Below are 18,245 nucleotides of genomic sequence, written 5' to 3'. Positions count from 1 at the left end.
GATGCGCGTCGTGGTCGACCAGGATCTGTGCGGAACCACCGGGCAGTGCGTGCTGACGCTGCCGGGGACCTTTCGCCAGCGCGAACCGGACGGCGTGGCCGAAGTGTGCGTGGCGACGGTCCCGCGGGCGCTGCACGCCGCCGTGCGGCTCGCGGCCAACCAGTGCCCGGTCGCCGCCATTCGGGTCATCGAAAGCGACGCTGGCGGTGACGAGCGCGCCAGCGCCGATCCTGCGCCTTCTCCGGCGGAAGCCGAGCGGCATGCCGCGAAAGACCAACACAATCCAGGAGAACACGATGGGACGGTTTGAAGGCAAGGTGGCCGTGGTGACCGGCGCTGGCGCCGGCATCGGCAAGGTATGCGCCCTCGCCATCGCGCGCGAGGGCGGCAGAGTGGTGGTGGCCGACATTGATAGCTCGGCGGCCATTGCCTGTACCGCGCAGATCGCGGCCGAAGCGGGCCACGCGCTGGCCCTGGCCATGGACATCGCCGATGCGCAGGCGGTGGCAGCGCTGTTCGAGACGGCGGAGCGCCACTTCGGTGGGGTCGACCTACTGGTGAATAACGCGAGCGCCATGCATCTGACCCCACGCGACCGCGCGATCCTCGACCTGGACCTGGCAGTCTGGGATCAGACCATGGCGACCAATCTGCGCGGCACGCTGCTCTGCTGCCGGCAGGCCATCCCACGGATGATCGCCCGCGGCGGTGGCGCGATCGTCAACATGTCGTCGTGCCAGGGGCTCAGCGGTGACACCGCGCAGACGTCCTACGCCGCGTCGAAGGCGGCCATGAACATGTTGTCGGCCTCGCTCGCCACCCAGTACGGTCATGCGCAGATCCGCTGCAACGCGGTTGCGCCGGGTCTCATCATGACCGAGCGGCTCCTCGCCAAGCTGGACGAGTGCATGCAACAGCATCTGCGGCGGCACCAGCTCCTGCCGCGCGTCGGCCGCCCCGAGGACGTGGCCGCGCTGGTGGCGTTCCTGCTCTCCGACGATGCTGCGTTCATTACCGGCCAGGTCGTGTGCATCGACGGCGGCATGCTGGCGCATGTGCCGACGTATGCCGACGGTGGCAACAGCCCCGCCGCGCGGCCTGCCGGCGACATCGTCGAAGCGGCCGCGGCGCCGCGCTGCTGATGGACATGCTGCTCAACCCGCTGGACCGTCGGCACCGGCTGCGGCACGACATCCCGGTCATGCCCGGCGCTTTCCCCCTGGTCGGGCATCTTCCCGCCATCGTTTGCGACCTGCCGCGCCTGCTGCGGCGCGCGGAACGGACGCTAGGCAGCCACTTCTGGCTGGATTTCGGCCCTGCCGGCCACATGATGACCTGCGTGGATCCGGATGCGTTCCCACTGCTCCGGCACAAGGACGTGTCCTCGGCGCTGATGGAAGAGATCGCGCCCGAATTGCTTGGCGGAACGTTGGTCGCCCAGGACGGCCGCGCGCACCGGCAGGCGCGCGATGCGATTAAGGCGGCGTTCCTGCCCAAGGGGCTGACCCAGGGCGGCATCGGCGACCTGTTCGCGCCCATCATCATGGCGCGGGTGCAGGCGTGGCGCGACCGCGGCGACGTAACCATCCTGCGTGAAACCGGCGACCTGACGCTCAAGCTCATCTTCAGCCTCATGGGAATCCCCGCGCACGACCTGCCGGGATGGCATCGCAAATACCGGCAACTGCTGCAGTTGATCGTCGCGCCCCCGGTCGACCTGCCCGGACTGCCCTTGCGGCGCGGTCGCGCGGCCCGCGACTGGATCGACGCGCAGTTGCGCCAGTTCGTCCGCAACGCGCGCGCGCATGCCGCGCGCACCGGGTTGATCAACGACATGGTGAGTGCCTTCGATCGCAGCGACAATGCGCTCTCCGATGACGTCCTGATCGCCAATATCCGCTTGCTGCTGCTTGGCGGTCACGACACCACCGCCTCGACGATGGCCTGGATAGTGATCGAGCTGGCGCGGCAGCCTGTGCTGTGGGACACCCTGGTCGAGGAGGCCCAACGCGTGGGCGCGGTGCCGACCCGACACGCGGACCTGGCTCAGTGTCCGGTCGCCGAGGCGCTGTTCCGCGAGACGCTGCGCGTGCATCCGGCGACCACGCTCCTGCCGCGTCGCGCGCTGCAGGAATTGCAACTCGGCCAACGGCGCATTCCCGCGGGCACCGATCTGTGCATCCCGCTGCTGCATTTCTCGACCTCAGCGCTGCTGCACGAGGCGCCTGATCAGTTCCGCCTGGCGCGGTGGCTGCAACGCACGGAGCCGATCCGGCCGGTGGACATGCTGCAGTTCGGTACCGGCCCACACGTCTGCATCGGCTACCACTTGGTATGGCTGGAACTGGTGCAGTTCTCCATCGCCCTGGCGCTGACTATGCACAAGGCCGGGGTGCGGCCGCGGTTGCTGAGCGTCGAAAAAGGCCGGCGCTATTACCCGACCGCACATCCGTCCATGGCAGTCCGCATCGGATTCTCATGAGCTGGCATCGCATGCCCCGTCTGGCGGGCAGCGGCGCCGGAAAGGCGCGGCATTTCTGCACTCGGCGCAAGCGCTCGGCGCCGGCAACACCGCGGCGGCTCGCCGCTCGCCGTGGCCGTCTGTCAGGTACAAGGACATGAACAACATGCAGACCGGTTCCACGTTACACGACGAACGAACTGACGGATTGGGCGCGCAGGCGCGTGGCGCATCCGGCACGCAGCTGCCGGAGATCTGGATGCAGGACGGCGCAAAGCGGGTCGAACAGGCGCTGGCGCGTCTTCTCTGCGCCGATGACGACGGTGAGACCGAGCTGATGGCGGCGATGCGCTACGCCACCTTGCATGGCGGGAAGCGCACCCGCGCCTTGCTCTGTCTGGCTGCCGGCGCACTGGCTGACACGCCGGCGCACATGCTCGACGACGTCGCCGCCGCCATCGAGATGATGCACGCCTGTACTCTGGTCCACGACGACCTGCCCGCGATGGACGACGACGTGCTTCGCCGCGGCCTTCCGACCGTGCACGTCAAGTTCGGCGAAGCCACTGCGATCCTGGTCGGCGATGCGCTGCAGGCACACGCCTTCCTGGCCCTGGCGAGCCTGGATGCGCCGGGCGACAACCGTATCGCGCTCGTCCGCGAACTGGCGCAGGCGGTGTCCGCCGAAGGTGCCGCAGGCGGGCAGGCCATGGATCTATCGCTGGTCGGAAAGCACGTCGAGCTGGACAGGATCGTGGCGATGCACCGGATGAAGAGCGGAGCGCTAGTGCGTGCGTCCGTTCGCATGGGCCCGCTATGCGCCATCGCGGAGGATGCCGCGCACGCTGCGCTGTACTGTGCGCTGGATCGCTACAGCGCCTGTTTCGGCCTGGCGTTGCAGGTGGTCGACGACATTCTCGACGCGACAGCGGATACCGCGACGCTGGGCAAGACCCCCGGCAAGGACGCGGCAGCGCAGAAGCCGACCTGCGCGTCGATCATGGGGCTGCAGGCAGCGCGCCAGTTCGCGCTGGATCTGTTGCGCGACGCCGGGGAGGCCATCGCCCCGCTGGGGCCGCGTGCGGAACGGTTGGCACAGATGCTGCACCGGGCCAACGCCTATCTCTTCAAGCACGCGCCGTGCGCATGAGCGCGCCCGTCCGCATGGAGTCGCCCCTGCGCTTGCGATGGCCGGCGGCAGCGGTGCATGCTGCACTGTGTCCGAGTCCGCGGCCGCCGATCGCAGCGGTTGCCCAGCACGGCCGCGGCGCACGCGGCGCGCTGCGCGCAAGCCTATGCGGCGGACCGGCGCCAGCATCGGGGCGCGTCGCCGCGCCGGAGCAGGGCGGCCGTCCGGCGCTGCCCATGCGCCGGGCCGCGACGGGCCTGCGGCGACGTGCGCGGCGTCTGCCCGATCCTGGTTCTCGTCAACCGTCTGCAGAAGGAACATCCCGCGTGAACGCGCTGTCCGAACAGATCCTTTCCGAATTGCGCCACCTGCTGAGCGAGATGAGCGACGGCGGCAGCGTCGGTCCGTCCGTCTACGACACGGCGCGAGCTCTGCAGTTTCACGGCAACGTCATCGGTCGGCAGGACGCATACGCGTGGCTCATCGCGCAGCAACAGGCCGATGGCGGATGGGGAAGCGCGGACTTCCCGCTGTTCCGCCATGCGCCCACGTGGGCGGCGTTGCTGGCGTTGCAGCGTGCCGATCCTCTTCCCGGCGCTGCCGACGCAGTCCAGGCTGCAACCCGATTCCTCGAGCGCGAGCCCGATCCCTACGCCCATGCGGTGCCGGAAGACGCGCCGATCGGCGCGGAGCTGATCCTGCCGCAGTTGTGTGGCGAGGTCGCATCCTTGCTGGGCGGCGTGGCGTTTCCGCGCCACCCGGCGCTGTTGCCGCTGCGGCAAGCGTGCCTGGTCAAACTGGGGGCGATGGCGAGGTTGCCGAGCGGTCATCCGTTGCTGCACTCCTGGGAAGCCTGGGGGACGTCGCCGACCACCGCATGCCCGGATGACGACGGCAGCATCGGCATCAGTCCGGCGGCCACCGCCGCGTGGCGAGCGCACGCCGTGATACAGGGGAGCACGCCGCAGGTCGGGCGCGCCGACGCGTATCTGCAGGCGGCATCGGGGGCGACGCGCAGCGGCATCGAAGGTGTCGTTCCCAACGTCTGGCCGATCAATGTGTTCGAGCCGTGCTGGTCGCTGTACACCCTGCATCTGGCCGGGCTGTTCGCGCATCCCGCGCTCGCCGGGGCGGTGCGCGTGATCGTCGCGCAGCTCGACGCCCGCCTGGGCGTGCGCGGTCTGGGCCCGGCCTTGCACTTCGCGGCCGATGCGGACGACACCGCCATTGCGTTGTGCGTCCTGCGCCTTGCAGGCCGCGACCCGGCGGTCGATGCGTTGCGCCATTTCGAAATCGACGAGCTGTTCGTCACCTTCCCCGGCGAGCGCAATGCCTCGGTGTCGACCAACATCCATGCCCTGCATGCGTTGCGACTGTTGGGAAAGCCCGCCGCCGGCACCAGCGCCTACGTCGAGGCCAATCGCAACCCCCACGGTCTATGGGACAACGAAAAATGGCACGTTTCGTGGCTGTACTCCACCGCGCATGCGGTCGCTGCGCTGGCGCAAGGCAAGCCCCAGTGGCGCGACGAGCGCGCGCTGGCGGCGCTGCTGCAAGCGCAGCGCGACGGCGGCGGCTGGGGCGCCGGTCGCGCGTCCACATTCGAGGAAACCGCCTATGCGCTGTTCGCGTTGCACGTGATGAACGGGAGCGAAGAGCCGACAGGGCGCCGGCGCATCGCGCAGGCGGTGGCGCGTGCGCTGGAGTGGATGCTCGCCCGCCATGCGGCGCATGCATTGCCGCAGACGCCGCTGTGGATCGGCAAGGAACTGTATTGCCCCACCCGGGTCGTGCGCGTGGCCGAACTCGCCGGGTTGTGGCTGGCGCTTCGTTGGGGGCGGCGCGTCCTGGCTGAGGGAGCAGGAGCGGCGCCATGATCCAGACCGAACGCGCACTGCAGCAGGTGCTGGAGTGGGGGCGTTCCCTGACCGGGTTCGCCGACGAGCATGCCGTAGAAGCGGTCAGGGGCGGCCAGTACATCCTGCAGCGCATCCACCCGAGCCTGCGCGACACCAGCGCCCGCACCGGCCGCGATCCGCAGGACGAAACGCTGATCGTGACGTTCTATCGCGAACTCGCGCTGCTGTTTTGGCTCGATGATTGCAACGACCTTGGCCTGATCGCGCCGGAGCAGCTCGCCGCGGTGGAGCAGGCGCTGGGGCAGGGCGTGCCGTGCGCACTCCCAGGATTCGAGGGCTGCGCTGTGCTGCGCGCTTCGCTGGCCGCGCTCGCCTACGATCGTCGCGACTATGCTCAGCTTCTCGACGATACCCGCTGCTACTGCGCGGCGCTGCGTGCCGGACACGCGCAGGCGGTAGGGGCGGAACGCTGGTCCTACGCCGAGTACCTGCACAACGGCATCGATTCGATCGCCTACGCCAACGTGTTCTGTTGCCTGTCGTTGTTGTGGGGGCTGGACATGGCCACCTTGCGCGCCCGTCCGGCGTTTCGCCAAGTCCTGCGGCTCATCTTCGCGATAGGGCGCCTTCAGAACGATCTGCATGGACGCGACAAGGACAGGTCGGCTGGCGAGGTCGACAACGCGGCGGTCCTGCTGCTGCAGCGCTATCCGGCTATGCCTGTGGTGGAGTTCCTCAACGACGAGCTGGCCGGCCATTCGCGCATGCTGCACCGGGTGATGGCGGAAGAACGCTTTCCCCCGCCGTGGGGACCGTTGATCGAGGCCATGGCGGCCATCCGCGCACAGTACTACCAGACCTCGACCAGCCGCTACCGCAGCGACTCTGCGGGGGGAGGCCAGCGTGCGCCCGCCTGAACGCGCCGGAGGCGGCGGCGTGCGCAAGCTGCCGTCGGTCCGATCCGACGCAACGCCGTCGCCCGATGCGACGGATGGAGCGAGCATGAGCGACACCGCCCTGAGCCAGCGCAAGGACGACCATCTGGACATCGTGCTGGATCGGCAAACGGCGCCGGCCACGGTCGCCGCCGGCTGGGAGTACATCCGCTTCGAACACTGCGCATTGCCCGAGTTGGATCTGACGCAGATCGATCTGCGCGCCTCGCTGCTGGGCAAGACGATGCGCGCGCCGCTGCTGATCAGCTCCATGACCGGCGGCATGTCACGCGCCGAGGCCATCAACCGGCATCTGAGCGAGGCAGCGCAAGCCTTGGGGATCGCCATGTGCGTCGGTTCGCAGCGCGTGAGCCTGCGATCCCGCAACTCCCAGGGGCTGACGCGCGCGCTGCGCCGCCTGGCCCCAGACATACCCTTGCTGGCCAATATCGGCGCCGCGCAACTGCGCGAGGCCGACGGCCTGGACCTGGCGCGCGGGGCGGTGGATGCGCTGGAGGCCGATGGACTCATCGTCCATCTCAATCCGCTTCAGGAAGCGGTACAGCCGGAGGGCGACCGCGACTGGCGCGGCGTCCTGGCGCAGATCGCTCGCGCCGCGCGCAGCGTGGGCGTGCCGATCGTGGCCAAGGAAGTGGGGTCGGGCCTGTCCGCCTCGGTGGCCTCTGCGCTCGTCGAGGCGGGCGTGGCGGTGATCGATGTCGCCGGCGCCGGCGGCACCAGTTGGGCCGCAGTGGAGGGCGAGCGCGCCCGCGATGCCGCCGACCGTGCAGTGGCGATGGCGTTCGCCGATTGGGGGATTCCGACCCCGGCCAGCGTGCAGGCGGTACGTCGGGCGCTGCCGACGGTGAAGCTGATCGCGTCGGGCGGGATCCGCGACGGCGTCGACGTGGCCAAGGCCATCCGCCTGGGCGCGGACATCGCCGGGCAGGCGGCCGGCGTGCTGCGCGCGGCGACGGTGTCCACCGAGGCGGTTGTCGCGCATTTCGAGATCGTGATCCGCCAGTTGGCCGTCGCCTGCTTCTGCACCGGCTCGGCTGATCTGGCGGCGTTGCGTCAGGCGCGCTTGTTTCCCTCGGCGCATCTGCCCGACGGTTGATGCCGGCGTCGCCCGCACGTGGCGCGGGCGCCGCTTTGTCTTACCGACATCGCGAGCGGATGGACCGAATGCGCGCCCTTGCTGGTGCGTGAGCAGAAGCTGTTGAGCGAGGCGCTGACGGAATTACGGCGGCTCCTGCCATTTCAGCTTCTCGGATTCAACACGGACAATGACAGCGCGTTCCGAACGAGACGATACGCGATTACTGTCTGGATGCCGGCATCGAGTTCACCCGCTGCCGCCCTTGCCGCAAGAACGATAAGGCGTTCGTCGAGCAGAAGAACGGCGCCGTGGTGCGGCGCATTGTCGGGTATCGTCGGCTGGAGGGGCTTGAAGCCGCTGCGGCCCTTGCACAGCTCTATTCGACGCTTGGGCTATTCGTGAACTCCTTCGGCCTCGTTCAAGCGGCGGAAAAGGAGCGTGACGGCGCCAGGATGCGCAAGTGTCACCTTCCGACTTGATGGAACACCTGCTGACGCCGGCGTCTGTTCGCGCGAAGCCTGCTGGGCGACATGAGAGCCGCACAACAGCGCCTTTGGTCTCAGCCGATCGATAACCACATCAGATTCCGCGGCGTCCGAGCCGGCGCTCGATGAGTTCCTTTCAGGCTTGCGAACCGCATCGAGCGAGGTGAAATACGGCGGCGTCCTGATCCATTTGCAGGGGTCGCCCACGAGCTAAGTGGCTGGTTTGAAGAAGGCCGTCGCAAACGAGCCGGGAATTGCTGGCGGCTGCAATCGGAATACCCGGAGAAGTATCCCGATCTCCTTCTGCGCACGCTGCTACGTCGCGTCAAAATATGGCGAAAGGGAAAGGCTCATGAGATGGTGTTCGGCACAATTTCGCCAGCAGCGACCTTCCAAGCAATGACAGAATGACGGATCGCGACCACGGGAACATCCTGGTGAGGCAACGGCAGCGTTGCTCGGGAGCACCCTAGGTGAGGCAATACGTATAGGCAAGGTCAGCAGCAAAGCTAGCAGCGTGCCGAGAAGAAAGCCGAGAGCTGAGGCGAGGACGGGGAGAAGCAGCTTCGACCAAGGCCAACCAGCGCAGGTTTGGAGAATCAGAAGCCGGCAAAAGACGTCCCAGCCCCATCTCACATTGCACCAGCGAACGCAAAGCGGATGACGAACTGATCGAATGGCGGCCCTTGAAGATCTAAACTCTCCGGCGAAACACCGAAGACCATGCCATACCTCGGATACCGAAAACTTCGCAACACATCCGTCTTGGCGAGCACGTTGTCGTCGTCAGGTTCTCGACAGCTTTTCTGTGTCAGATCCAACCCCAGCTTCAAACGGCTTATGTTGCTGAAAGTGAGACGGATGGATTTCACCTCGATCAAGCGCTTACGTGGACAATCGAACAGGGCGGGCCCGCAAGGGAGCTCACCCGCGGCTCGGTCCGCAGTTGCGCCGACCTTTGAGCGGCACCTGAGAGAGATCGCCAATTCAGGTGGAGCAGCAATACCGGCCGGCTCGGCGCCGCAGCCGGCTCAGTCAGCTCAGTTTTTGAAAAGGCTCAGCAAGCGCCCTCTCCATCCCGGGGATTCTGAGCCTATTTTGGGACTTGAGGCGGCCCTCATCAAGGGCAACGCCGCCGAGGGCACCGCCAAGAACGAGGTAAGTACTCTTCTCCGCTTCGGGCACTGGCTGTTCGAAAACAAAAAAGCTCCCATTATGAATCGGCTCGACGAGCAGTCGCTGACCAACGATGTGCACGAGTTCATCGGACCGGGTAAGCCCGCGGGTGGCCTTGCGAGGGTTTCTAACGCAATAGGTCATCTCTGCACCTCGCAGTCGACGGAGGACGTCGTGCCGATGGCAGTCCACGCTGAGTTGAAGCATTGTCCCAAGGACGCGGTTCTCGTCGAAGAGTATAAAACCGAAGCAGCGACAGAAACCGGCAGGAGGAATGCAACTGCTCTTAGGAGCTTCAGTGGCTACCTTCGTCAAAACAACAAGATGGGCATTGCTGATCGGCTTTCCGGCAAGGCGTTGGATGGAGACATTAAGAGATATAAGCAGGACGCCGGTGGTGATCGAACCATCGGTTCCGCACTGGCTCGTCTATGAAAATCGAAGGCCGGCGCTAAAGCCATGGAGGTCGAGCACCCAAATCCCCCAGTTCCTGATCCCAACGACGCAGCACTGACACAGCAGAGGCGGGTCGGCGACGCCGATGCGCAGCACAGCGCGTCGCAGGACACTGGCAGTTGGTTAAAGGAGCTTTCCGCGGAAGCCCACGGTCATGATATGCGTTTGGGGCTGATGGACGGACCGGGACCGCCGTCCTCGGCGTCGCAGCCGGCTCAGTCAACGGGGCTTCGCAGAAAGCGGCCTCTTTACTTTGAGGATGCTTCGCTTGATCGCGAGGATGCTTCGCTTATTTCGGGGTTTAGGGACGCCCTCATCGATGGCAACGCCGGCAAGAGCACCGTCAGGAACAATGTAAGTCACCTTCTCAGCTTTGGCCGCTGGCTCTTCGCAAACAAAATGGATCCCATTAAGGACCGGCTCGACAAGCAGTCGCTGCGCGATAATGCGCGCGAGTTGATGAGAGATCCTGATCCCCAGAGACTCCTTAAGGCCATAGATCCTCTCCGGACCTGGTGGTCGACGGGCGCCGTGCCGACAGTACGCCGCGCTAAGCTGAATCCTCCTCCCCAGACGTGCCGCTCCTCAATCCAGATGACGCGATGGAGCGGATGCGGGTCGGCGATGCCGCTGCGCAGCACAGCGCGTGGCAGGATCCTGGCAGTTGGCCAGAGGAGCTTCCTGCGGAAGGCCACGATCAGGATGTGGCGTTTGGGGCTGATGGACGAACTGGGTCCGTCGTCATCTCTTGAGCCCGCCGCGCGCCATGACCGGGCACCGGATGCTGCAGGGTCCGATCACCAGCAGTCCGCGGACGGGCTGATGGGTGCACTTGCCAGGAGCAACCTTCTGCCGGGCGAAGAGGTCCTCATCAACGATGAGCATGACATAGCTGAGGTGAGACCAGCGAAGAGGCAGAGGATCCTGGACACTGCGCAAGACGTTGCCACCGAGCGGCAGCTGAGCGGGATTGCTAGTTCAGGCGGTCGCCTGCTGACGCCGGCCTTCACCCATCAACTTCCGTGGTTGCGCCCGTGATGCAAGAAGTTTCCGACTCGTGTGCAGCTGATCGAGTGCGGGCTTCGCATTGCTGGCATGTAAGCCATTTGCTTGACCTTGATGTTGCATTGCAGCAAGCGTAGAGCCCGCCCGCTTATCGGAGTGTTGTCCATGGCCTTTACCGATTCTGGTAGTGAGGCAGAATCCGTCGAACAATCAAGCTACCCAGAAGTCGAACAGCACAGCACCAAGGTGCTGATGCTGGGCGCGCTCGGCGTGGTCTATGGCGACATCGGCACCAGTCCCATCTATGCGTTCCGCGAGGCGCTGCACGCCTCGTCCGGCGGCAACGTTGCCGAGCGCGGCGACATTCTCGGCGTGCTGTCGCTGATCATCTGGTCACTGACGATCATCGTCACCATCAAATACATCATGTTCGTGCTGCGCGCGGATAACCGTGGCGAGGGCGGCGTGCTGTCGCTGATGGCGCTGGCGCGGGGCAGCTTCCCGACGCGGTCGGCGGTCATGCTTGGCGTCGGCATCGTCGGCGCCTCGCTGTTCTTTGGTGACGCCGTCATCACGCCGGCAATCTCGGTGCTTTCTGCGGTCGAGGGCATGAATGTCGTCACGCCGACGTTTCAGCCTTATGTGGTGCCGCTGACATTGCTCATTCTCGCCATAGTGTTCGCGGTGCAACGGTTCGGCACCGGCGGCGTGGGACTGGTCTTCGGTCCCGTGACCGCGGTATGGTTCCTGGCCATTGGCCTTGCCGGTCTCAATCACATCATCGCCGATCCGGAAATCCTGTGGGCGATCAGCCCCCACTACATCGTCGCCTTCCTGATCCATTCGCCCGATGTCGCCTTCGTCACCATCGGCGCCATCTTCCTCGCCGTTACCGGCGCCGAGGCGCTTTATGCCGATCTCGGCCATTTCGGCCGCAAGCCGATCGTGCTCGCCTGGCTGGCCATCGTGTTTCCCTGCCTGCTGCTCAACTATGCCGGACAGGGCGCCTTCGTGCTGGCGCATGGTGGCGTCGTCGGCCATCCCTTCTTCGAGATGAACGAGGGCTGGACGCTTATCCCGATGGTGGTGCTGGCGACCGCCGCGACGGTCATCGCCAGCCAGGCGGTGATCTCGGGCGCCTATTCGCTGACCAGGCAGGCGGTGCAACTCAATATGCTGCCGCGGCTCGAAATCCTGCACACATCGGAACGGCAGTCCGGCCAGATCTACATGCCGCGTGTCAATCTGCTGCTGGCGCTGACGGTGATGCTGCTGGTCGTCGGTTTCGGCGAATCGAGCCGGCTGGCCTCGGCCTACGGCATTTCGGTCACCGGCAACATGCTGGTGACGACGGTGCTGCTCTTTGTCGTCATGACCCGTATCTGGAAATGGCGGCTCTGGGTGGCAATCGCGATGACGGCTTTGTTCGCCTTCATCGATATCGGCTTCTTTGCCTCCAACATCGTCAAGGTGTTCGAGGGCGGCTGGGCGTCGCTGGCGGTGGCCTTCACAGTGGTGCTCGCCATGTGGACCTGGGTGCGCGGCAGCCGCTATCTGTTCGACAAGACCCGCCGCAAGGAGATCCCGCTCGATTTCCTCGCCGGCAATCTGTTGAAGAAGAAGCCGCAGCTGGTGTCAGGCACTGCGGTGTTCCTGACCAGCGATCCGCTGAGCGCGCCGACCGCGCTGATGCACAGCCTGAAGCACTACAAGGTGCTGCACGAACAGAACGTCATCCTGTCAGTGGTGACGGCGCCGCAGCCGGTCGTGCCCGACAGCGACCGCGTCAAGATGGAGACGGTCAACGAGCTGTTCATGCGGGTGACCTTGACCTTCGGCTACATGGAGCAGCCCAACATCCCGCGCGCGCTGGCGATCTGCCGCAAGCAGGGCTGGAAGTTCGATATCATGACGACCTCCTTCTTCCTGTCGCGGCGTTCGCTCAAGGCCTCGCCCAATTCCGGCATGCCGGTGTGGCAGGACAAGCTGTTCATCGGCCTGGCGCGCTCGGCGGCCGATGCGACCGAGTATTTCCAAATCCCTACCGGGCGCGTTGTCGAGATCGGCACGCAGGTGGTGATATAGGGCATGCCGCGATTGAACAGAATCAAATTGGCATTCACGAGCGGATGAATGCTGGCGGGCGAGGCCCGCATCGGATACCGAGACTCAAATGACGGATTGGTGAGTGACTCAGAGGCGAGGGATGGCCACCTGGATGGCCACCCTCCTGAACGGTCAGTGTCGGTGCCCATCTTCAAAGCAGCCTAGCCGGGATTGTGCCCGGGGATGCCTGCCAGGAGCAGCTTTAGGTGCCAACTGCCACGCGACGAAGTGGCAGGACCTAAAGAATCGTAGTGTAGAAGATCGCCGCGTGGCCGAGATAGTAAGCGAAGAGCGTTGCTGTCAGCGCCGCACATAATCCGACCGGAGCTAGCCAGGCAGCGTGAGAGTCGGGCTCATTAGGCCGGTGATCGGAAAGGATCGCGACGAGGACGACGATGATGGCCGAGTGCCCGATCACATCCAGCTTGCCGAATTCGAAGCACGCGCTGACGAACATCCCAAGCAACACGGCCGCCGCAACGCGTCGGACCACCGGCGTCCAAGCGAGGGCAAAGGCGAGCGTGAACTCGACCATGCCAGCGGCCCGCATGTAGAATTCGTTGGTGAAGCCAAAGGTGATACCGGGGTGCTCGTTCAGAAGCGGGAAGCTCCATTCGGGATAGGCCCACTTCTCGACCGACGCCCACATCAAGGTGACGGCAGTCGCATAGCGCACGACGTCGAGCGGCTGAACGCCGAACAAGTTCTTTTGCAACCCCGTGAGAGCGAGATAGACGGCAAGCCCCAGAAAAATCGGATAGTCAGCCAGATGAAACATGCCGTAATCGCGCACGGCCAGGCCGAACAGGACGACGATGCCTGCGGCGGATAGCGGCGCAGTGCGGCGTGACAGAAGGCCGGCCGCGATGGCGAGCTGCAAAGGTCCCGCCAATGTGGACGTCGTTTTCAATTCGGGGGTCAGGAGGATGCCTCCGACCGCCCAGAGCGAGATGAAGAAAAACCCACAGATCGCGCGGATCATGGCCTCGGTATGCAGCCGCAAGCTCGCCGTGAGGCGGTTGAGCGAGCGGGTTATCAGCTCGCCTAGAGACATCCGCTCCACCACGCAGCCGGAAAAGATCCAGAGCAAAGCAACGCCCAGGAGGAGCTCGAAATCCTGACATAGAACGTTTTCGAGGCCGCGCGGCTGGCCGGCAGCGTCATAGGCAGAGAACCATTTGACGTGGGCGGCGGCAGCCTGGGTCCCGAGGATCCAGAAGGAAAATCCCGCAATGGACTTAGCAAACAGGAGCATTCTCCGAGAGGCGGCAAGGGGATCCCGCCCCCAAAACGTTTTGGAAGGCACAGGTTAGCGATCTATTCACGTTTAAGGTTACGGACGTCCGCCGCACCCGCCGGTTGTCGCGTGGTTACCTCGGGCTGTGATGGCAGGAAAATCCCGAATAAGGGCTTTGAAGCCGCCGCACCTGCCGCGCTTGCGGCGACCGTAACTTCCCCGGCTGTTTTGCTAAAGCTCACACGTACCTAACCCGAGCCCGTTTTCAATTTCATTCTTGCACCTAAATCCGACAGCAACCGAAGGCAACCGTCGTCCTGGACGACTAGAGGACCCGCACCAAACTCGAAGACCGCGATCTCAGTGCCGCGGGTTCCGATAACGGTCGTTGACGTTCGGCATCGTTCTCATGCTCAAAGGGCGTCAGGACTTCCATCGTTCGGCCTTCGCTCGTTGATATTCCTCCAGCTTGGCAAGTGCTGATTCCTTGAGTTCAAGATGCGAGTGAAGATAGGCCAACGTCGTTTCCATCTCTCGTGACCCAACACAGTGCGATGACCGAACAATCGACGCCCGCCTGCAGCAGTTCTGTGGCCGCGCTGTGCCGATTATGTCTTGGCCAACACAGCCGACACACGCCCGCCGTGCACCGGCGATTGCTTGGTATCGCTCCGGGTCAATACGTGCAACGGTTGCTTGCGCAACTCGCAACTATCTTGGGCACATCGATATACGTTCAACCCAGCGCTATCTGCACATGACGCCGGAGTTCGTCGATGCGGCCAGTGAGCGCTTTGCGTCTATCGGGCTTCAGGAACGCCATCGATGATGGCAAAGAACGTGGCCGACGTAGCTCCCTCAAGCCTATATCAACCTTGGCCATCTGGCGCTTGGCGGATACATCAGGATACAAACCGTTCGCTTGTGGCAAAAAAATCGGTTTGAACGAAAGGCGATTGTGAGATTGTGTAGCCGGATCAAGTGACGGCGCCGCTGGCCGTCGGTCCAAAATTTTGCGAGCGTCAAACCGACCAGATTTGCGCCAAAGAAAAGGGCGGCATTGCTGCCGCCCTTGCGAGGTTGTTGAGATGCGGGGACCTTAGAAATCCATACCACCCATACCACCCATGCCGCCGCCGCCCATGCCGCCAGGCATGCCGCCGCCAGCCGACTCCTTCTTCGGAGCCTCGGCGATCATGGCTTCGGTGGTGACCAGCAGGCCGGCGACCGAGGCCGCATCCTGCAGAGCCGTACGAACGACCTTGACCGGATCGACGATGCCCATGGCGATCATGTCGCCATATTCGCCGGTCTGGGCGTTGTAGCCGAAGGTCGCGCCCGTGTTGTCGAGGATCTTGCCGGCAACGATCGAGGCTTCCGCACCGGCATTGGCCGCGATCTGGCGGGCCGGAGCCTGCAGCGCGCGACGCACGATGTTGATGCCGGCAGCCTGGTCGGAGTTGACGCCGGTGGCCTTGAGGCCGCTCGAAGCGCGCAGCAGGGCCACGCCACCGCCAGCGACAATGCCTTCTTCCACGGCCGCGCGGGTCGCGTTGAGGGCGTCATCGACGCGGTCCTTCTTTTCCTTGACTTCCACTTCGGTCGCACCGCCGACGCGGATCACCGCAACGCCGCCCGCGAGCTTCGCGAGACGCTCCTGCAGCTTCTCCTTGTCGTAGTCCGAGGTGGTCTCTTCGATCTGCTGCTTGATCTGGGCAACGCGGCCCTGGATCTCGGCCTTCTTGCCGGCGCCGTCGACGATGGTGGTGTTCTCCTTGGAGATCGACACCTTCTTGGCGCGGCCGAGCATGTTGAGGCCGACATTCTCGAGCTTGATGCCGAGATCTTCGGAAATGACCTGGCCACCGGTGAGGATGGCGATGTCTTCCAGCATGGCCTTGCGGCGGTCACCGAAGCCCGGAGCCTTGACGGCGGCGATCTTCAGGCCGCCACGCAGCTTGTTGACGACCAGCGTGGCCAAAGCCTCGCCTTCGACGTCTTCCGAGATGATGACCAGCGGCTTCGAGGTCTGCACGACAGCCTCGAGGATCGGCAGCATGGCCTGCAGGTTGGAGAGCTTCTTCTCGTGGAGAAGGATGTAGGCATCTTCCAGATCGGCGACCATCTTGTCGGCGTTGGTGACGAAGTAGGGCGAGAGGTAGCCGCGGTCGAACTGCATGCCTTCCACGACTTCCAGTTCGGTCTCGGCGGTCTTGGCTTCCTCGACGGTGATGACGCCCTCGTTGCCGACCTTCTGCATCGCTTCCGCGATCATCTTGCCGACTGACTCGTCGCCATTGCCAGCGATTGTGCCGACCTGGGCGACTTCCTCGGAGGTCTTGATCTTCTTGGCGGCCTTGCCGAGAGCCGCAACCACTTCGGTGACGGCGAGGTCGATACCGCGCTTCAGGTCCATCGGGTTCATGCCGGCGGCAACGGCCTTGTGGCCTTCCTGGACGATCGACTGCGCCAGGACCGTGGCGGTCGTGGTGCCGTCGCCGGCGATGTCGTTGGTCTTCGAAGCGACTTCGCGGACCATCTGCGCGCCCATGTTCTCGAACTTGTCCTCAAGCTCGATCTCCTTGGCGACGGTGACGCCGTCCTTGGTGATGCGCGGGGCGCCGAACGACTTGTCGATGACGACGTTGCGGCCCTTGGGGCCCAGGGTGACCTTCACCGCGTCGGCGAGGATGTTGACACCGCGCAGCATGCGCTCGCGGGCATCACGGGAAAACTTTACGTCTTTGGCAGCCATTTTTAGCTCCTGGCAGGGGCTTTGATTGAGCCCGGGAATTCAGTTGACGGAAAGGCCTGATATCAGCCGATGATGCCCATGATGTCGGATTCCTTCATGATCAGAAGGTCTTCGCCATTGAGCTTGACTTCCGTGCCCGACCATTTGCCGAACAGGATGCGGTCGCCAGCCTTGACGTCCAGCGGCACGAGCTTGCCGGCTTCGTCGCGGGCGCCGGAGCCGACGGCGATGATCTCGCCTTCCTGCGGCTTTTCCTTCGCCGTATCGGGGATGATGATCCCGCCGGCGGTCTTGGATTCGGATTCGACCCGACGAACGACCACGCGGTCATGCAGCGGCCGGAATTTGGACTTTGCCATTTTAAATGTCCCTGGTGCGGATGTTGAACGGTTCTCCGTTGCCGGAGCGCGGCTGTTAGCACTCGCCAGTTACGAGTGCTAACGTGGCGGTGAGATAGCCCGTGGGAGCCTACTAGTCAAGACGGACGAGGGACGGGCGAAGAGCAAAGAATTTGGAAACGGGTGCCGAAGCACCAGGCTCCTTTACCTGAGGAGAAAGCTCTTTCTGCATCTTTGCTGCCAGTCGCTTGAGCCTGGTCCTGGTCAATCTCATGCACGCCAACCGGTTTGTTGTAGGGACCACCCACGACAGGTTCCATGGTCCGGCGATATTAATGTTGTTGCCGCGGTGGGTGGCGCATTTTTCTATAGAGGGGTACCAGCCAGCCGCTAGGTGCGTCGGCTGTCAGCCTTGGGCCCGAATTTCGTCTCTCGTTCAAATGTGAAATTGATGACCGGGCAGTCCGCCGGAAAATCGCTCTCCAGGTCTTGAGCTTTTTGCAATTCATTTTTAACCTAGAGTTGCATCGCCAATAGGAGCGCTTATCTCATAAGCAGGCACTAACGGACATGATCGGAATGTTGTCTTAAGAACGAAGTTCCCCACATTTCGGGAGCCGCGAAATCGTGATGAAATGCCGAGACGTTGAGCCACCTCTTACAGAGGAAGTCCCTTGGCCCGACAGCCTGACCACCTACGACAAGGAGCACTTCACGACTATCTTAGGATGCATCCGTCGACGGTGCCAATCATGAAGAGATTCATAGGGTCTCGATCCGGCGCACGAGTCGGAGCGTGCGCGCATAGCCGCGCGAAGCCATCTGGATCGGCGAACTGGATGGTTGCGACCGGTTACAGGGAATTGTTCGCCGAATGAGAGTAATCGGGCGGCGACACGCTCTGCTTGTTAAACATGATCAGTGAGCCGTGGATGTAGGTTCCTTCGCAACCTTCGGTCACGATAATCAAAGCGGATTTCCCGCTTAAGCGCTTTATTCAAGTTTTGGCCGTAGAGTTCTCCCCAAGCGGGTGATCATCCTGCCTGGGGGAGAAGCATGTTGAAAGTTTACACTTGCATTGCGACGCAGCATGATTTGCGTCTGGTTGCGCTGGCGGCCTTGATCTGCGCCCTGGCCTCCTTCACGGCCGTGAATCTCCTCCACCATGTCGGGCGCAGTGAAAGCGAGATGCGACGGATCTGGC

Annotated in this window: 13 protein-coding genes and 1 pseudogene; 11 read left to right on the top strand and 3 right to left on the bottom strand. The window is 63.9% G+C overall.

Features of this window, described 5'->3' with window-relative positions; all coding sequences use genetic code 11:
• Nucleotide 1 precedes the first annotated feature (1 nt).
• The 11 genes and pseudogenes from EH240_RS14350 to EH240_RS14305 all read left to right on the top strand — a co-directional run bounded on the left by EH240_RS14350 (nt 2) and on the right by EH240_RS14305 (nt 12,690).
• Complete coding sequence (locus tag EH240_RS14350) at nt 2-310, top strand: ferredoxin (protein ID WP_124999242.1); 309 nt, start codon at nt 2-4, stop codon at nt 308-310.
• A complete protein-coding gene (locus tag EH240_RS14345; protein ID WP_124999240.1) occupies nt 297-1,142 on the top strand; it encodes an SDR family oxidoreductase in 846 nt (281 codons plus the stop codon). The genes EH240_RS14350 and EH240_RS14345 overlap by 14 nt, the downstream gene beginning before the upstream one ends.
• Entirely contained in the window at nt 1,142-2,482 is a 1,341-nt protein-coding gene (locus tag EH240_RS14340) for a cytochrome P450 (RefSeq protein WP_124999238.1), read from the top strand. Before EH240_RS14345 ends, EH240_RS14340 begins: the two co-directional genes overlap by 1 nt.
• 145 nt (nt 2,483-2,627) lie before the next feature.
• Nucleotides 2,628-3,611: a polyprenyl synthetase family protein gene (locus tag EH240_RS14335; RefSeq protein ID WP_124999363.1), complete on the top strand. Its 984-nt coding sequence runs from the start codon at nt 2,628-2,630 to the stop codon at nt 3,609-3,611.
• Nucleotides 3,612-3,916: 305 nt separating this feature from the next.
• The gene (locus tag EH240_RS14330; protein WP_124999236.1) at nt 3,917-5,467 is read left to right on the top strand and encodes a hypothetical protein; all 1,551 of its coding nucleotides are present in this window, start codon (nt 3,917-3,919) and stop codon (nt 5,465-5,467) included.
• Nucleotides 5,464-6,366, top strand: coding sequence for a terpene synthase family protein (locus tag EH240_RS14325; RefSeq protein ID WP_124999234.1), 903 nt, complete (start codon nt 5,464-5,466; stop codon nt 6,364-6,366). Before EH240_RS14330 ends, EH240_RS14325 begins: the two co-directional genes overlap by 4 nt.
• 85 nt (nt 6,367-6,451) lie before the next feature.
• A complete protein-coding gene (gene fni / locus EH240_RS14320; RefSeq protein ID WP_124999232.1) occupies nt 6,452-7,501 on the top strand; it encodes a type 2 isopentenyl-diphosphate Delta-isomerase in 1,050 nt (349 codons plus the stop codon).
• A gap of 33 nt (nt 7,502-7,534) precedes the next feature.
• Nucleotides 7,535-7,950, top strand: a pseudogene (locus EH240_RS38915) (transposase); the annotation flags it as partial.
• Nucleotides 7,951-8,808: 858 nt separating this feature from the next.
• Complete coding sequence (locus EH240_RS14315; protein ID WP_124999230.1) at nt 8,809-9,579, top strand: hypothetical protein; 771 nt, start codon at nt 8,809-8,811, stop codon at nt 9,577-9,579.
• A 24-nt stretch (nt 9,580-9,603) separates the two neighbouring features.
• Nucleotides 9,604-10,638 carry a hypothetical protein gene (locus tag EH240_RS14310; protein WP_124999228.1) on the top strand — a complete coding sequence of 345 codons (1,035 nt, stop codon included), beginning with the start codon at nt 9,604-9,606 and terminating at the stop codon, nt 10,636-10,638.
• A 132-nt stretch (nt 10,639-10,770) separates the two neighbouring features.
• The gene (locus EH240_RS14305) at nt 10,771-12,690 is read left to right on the top strand and encodes a potassium transporter Kup (RefSeq protein WP_124999226.1); all 1,920 of its coding nucleotides are present in this window, start codon (nt 10,771-10,773) and stop codon (nt 12,688-12,690) included.
• Between the two features lie 259 nt (nt 12,691-12,949).
• Here EH240_RS14305 and EH240_RS14300 read toward each other — a convergent pair whose 3' ends face one another.
• The 3 genes from EH240_RS14300 to groES all read right to left on the bottom strand — a co-directional run bounded on the left by EH240_RS14300 (nt 12,950) and on the right by groES (nt 17,062).
• A complete protein-coding gene (locus EH240_RS14300; RefSeq protein WP_124999224.1) occupies nt 12,950-13,966 on the bottom strand; it encodes a hypothetical protein in 1,017 nt (338 codons plus the stop codon).
• A gap of 1,081 nt (nt 13,967-15,047) precedes the next feature.
• Nucleotides 15,048-16,703: a chaperonin GroEL gene (groL, locus tag EH240_RS14285; protein WP_124999222.1), complete on the bottom strand. Its 1,656-nt coding sequence runs from the start codon at nt 16,701-16,703 to the stop codon at nt 15,048-15,050.
• A 62-nt stretch (nt 16,704-16,765) separates the two neighbouring features.
• Entirely contained in the window at nt 16,766-17,062 is a 297-nt protein-coding gene (gene groES, locus EH240_RS14280; RefSeq protein ID WP_006203049.1) for a co-chaperone GroES, read from the bottom strand.
• Nucleotides 17,063-18,245: the final 1,183 nt, after the last annotated feature.

Origin of the sequence: Mesorhizobium tamadayense, assembly GCF_003863365.1 — a bacterium.
GTDB lineage: Bacteria > Pseudomonadota > Alphaproteobacteria > Rhizobiales > Rhizobiaceae > Mesorhizobium > Mesorhizobium tamadayense.
This window is presented reverse-complemented; position numbering and strand designations above follow the sequence as displayed.

Bases quoted from the DNA above. Each gene is read 5' to 3' on its own strand.
- EH240_RS14350 (WP_124999242.1), top strand. From the start codon at position 2: ATGCGCGTCGTGGTCGACCAGGATCTGTGCGGAACCACCGGGCAGTGC.
- EH240_RS14345 (WP_124999240.1), top strand. From the start codon at position 297: ATGGGACGGTTTGAAGGCAAGGTGGCCGTGGTGACCGGCGCTGGCGCC.
- EH240_RS14340 (WP_124999238.1), top strand. From the start codon at position 1,142: ATGGACATGCTGCTCAACCCGCTGGACCGTCGGCACCGGCTGCGGCAC.
- EH240_RS14335 (WP_124999363.1), top strand. From the start codon at position 2,628: ATGCAGACCGGTTCCACGTTACACGACGAACGAACTGACGGATTGGGC.
- EH240_RS14325 (WP_124999234.1), top strand. From the start codon at position 5,464: ATGATCCAGACCGAACGCGCACTGCAGCAGGTGCTGGAGTGGGGGCGT.
- fni (WP_124999232.1), top strand. From the start codon at position 6,452: ATGAGCGACACCGCCCTGAGCCAGCGCAAGGACGACCATCTGGACATC.
- EH240_RS14315 (WP_124999230.1), top strand. From the start codon at position 8,809: ATGTTGCTGAAAGTGAGACGGATGGATTTCACCTCGATCAAGCGCTTA.
- EH240_RS14310 (WP_124999228.1), top strand. From the start codon at position 9,604: ATGGAGGTCGAGCACCCAAATCCCCCAGTTCCTGATCCCAACGACGCA.
- EH240_RS14305 (WP_124999226.1), top strand. From the start codon at position 10,771: ATGGCCTTTACCGATTCTGGTAGTGAGGCAGAATCCGTCGAACAATCA.
- EH240_RS14300 (WP_124999224.1), bottom strand. From the start codon at position 13,966: ATGCTCCTGTTTGCTAAGTCCATTGCGGGATTTTCCTTCTGGATCCTC.
- groL (WP_124999222.1), bottom strand. From the start codon at position 16,703: ATGGCTGCCAAAGACGTAAAGTTTTCCCGTGATGCCCGCGAGCGCATG.
- groES (WP_006203049.1), bottom strand. From the start codon at position 17,062: ATGGCAAAGTCCAAATTCCGGCCGCTGCATGACCGCGTGGTCGTTCGT.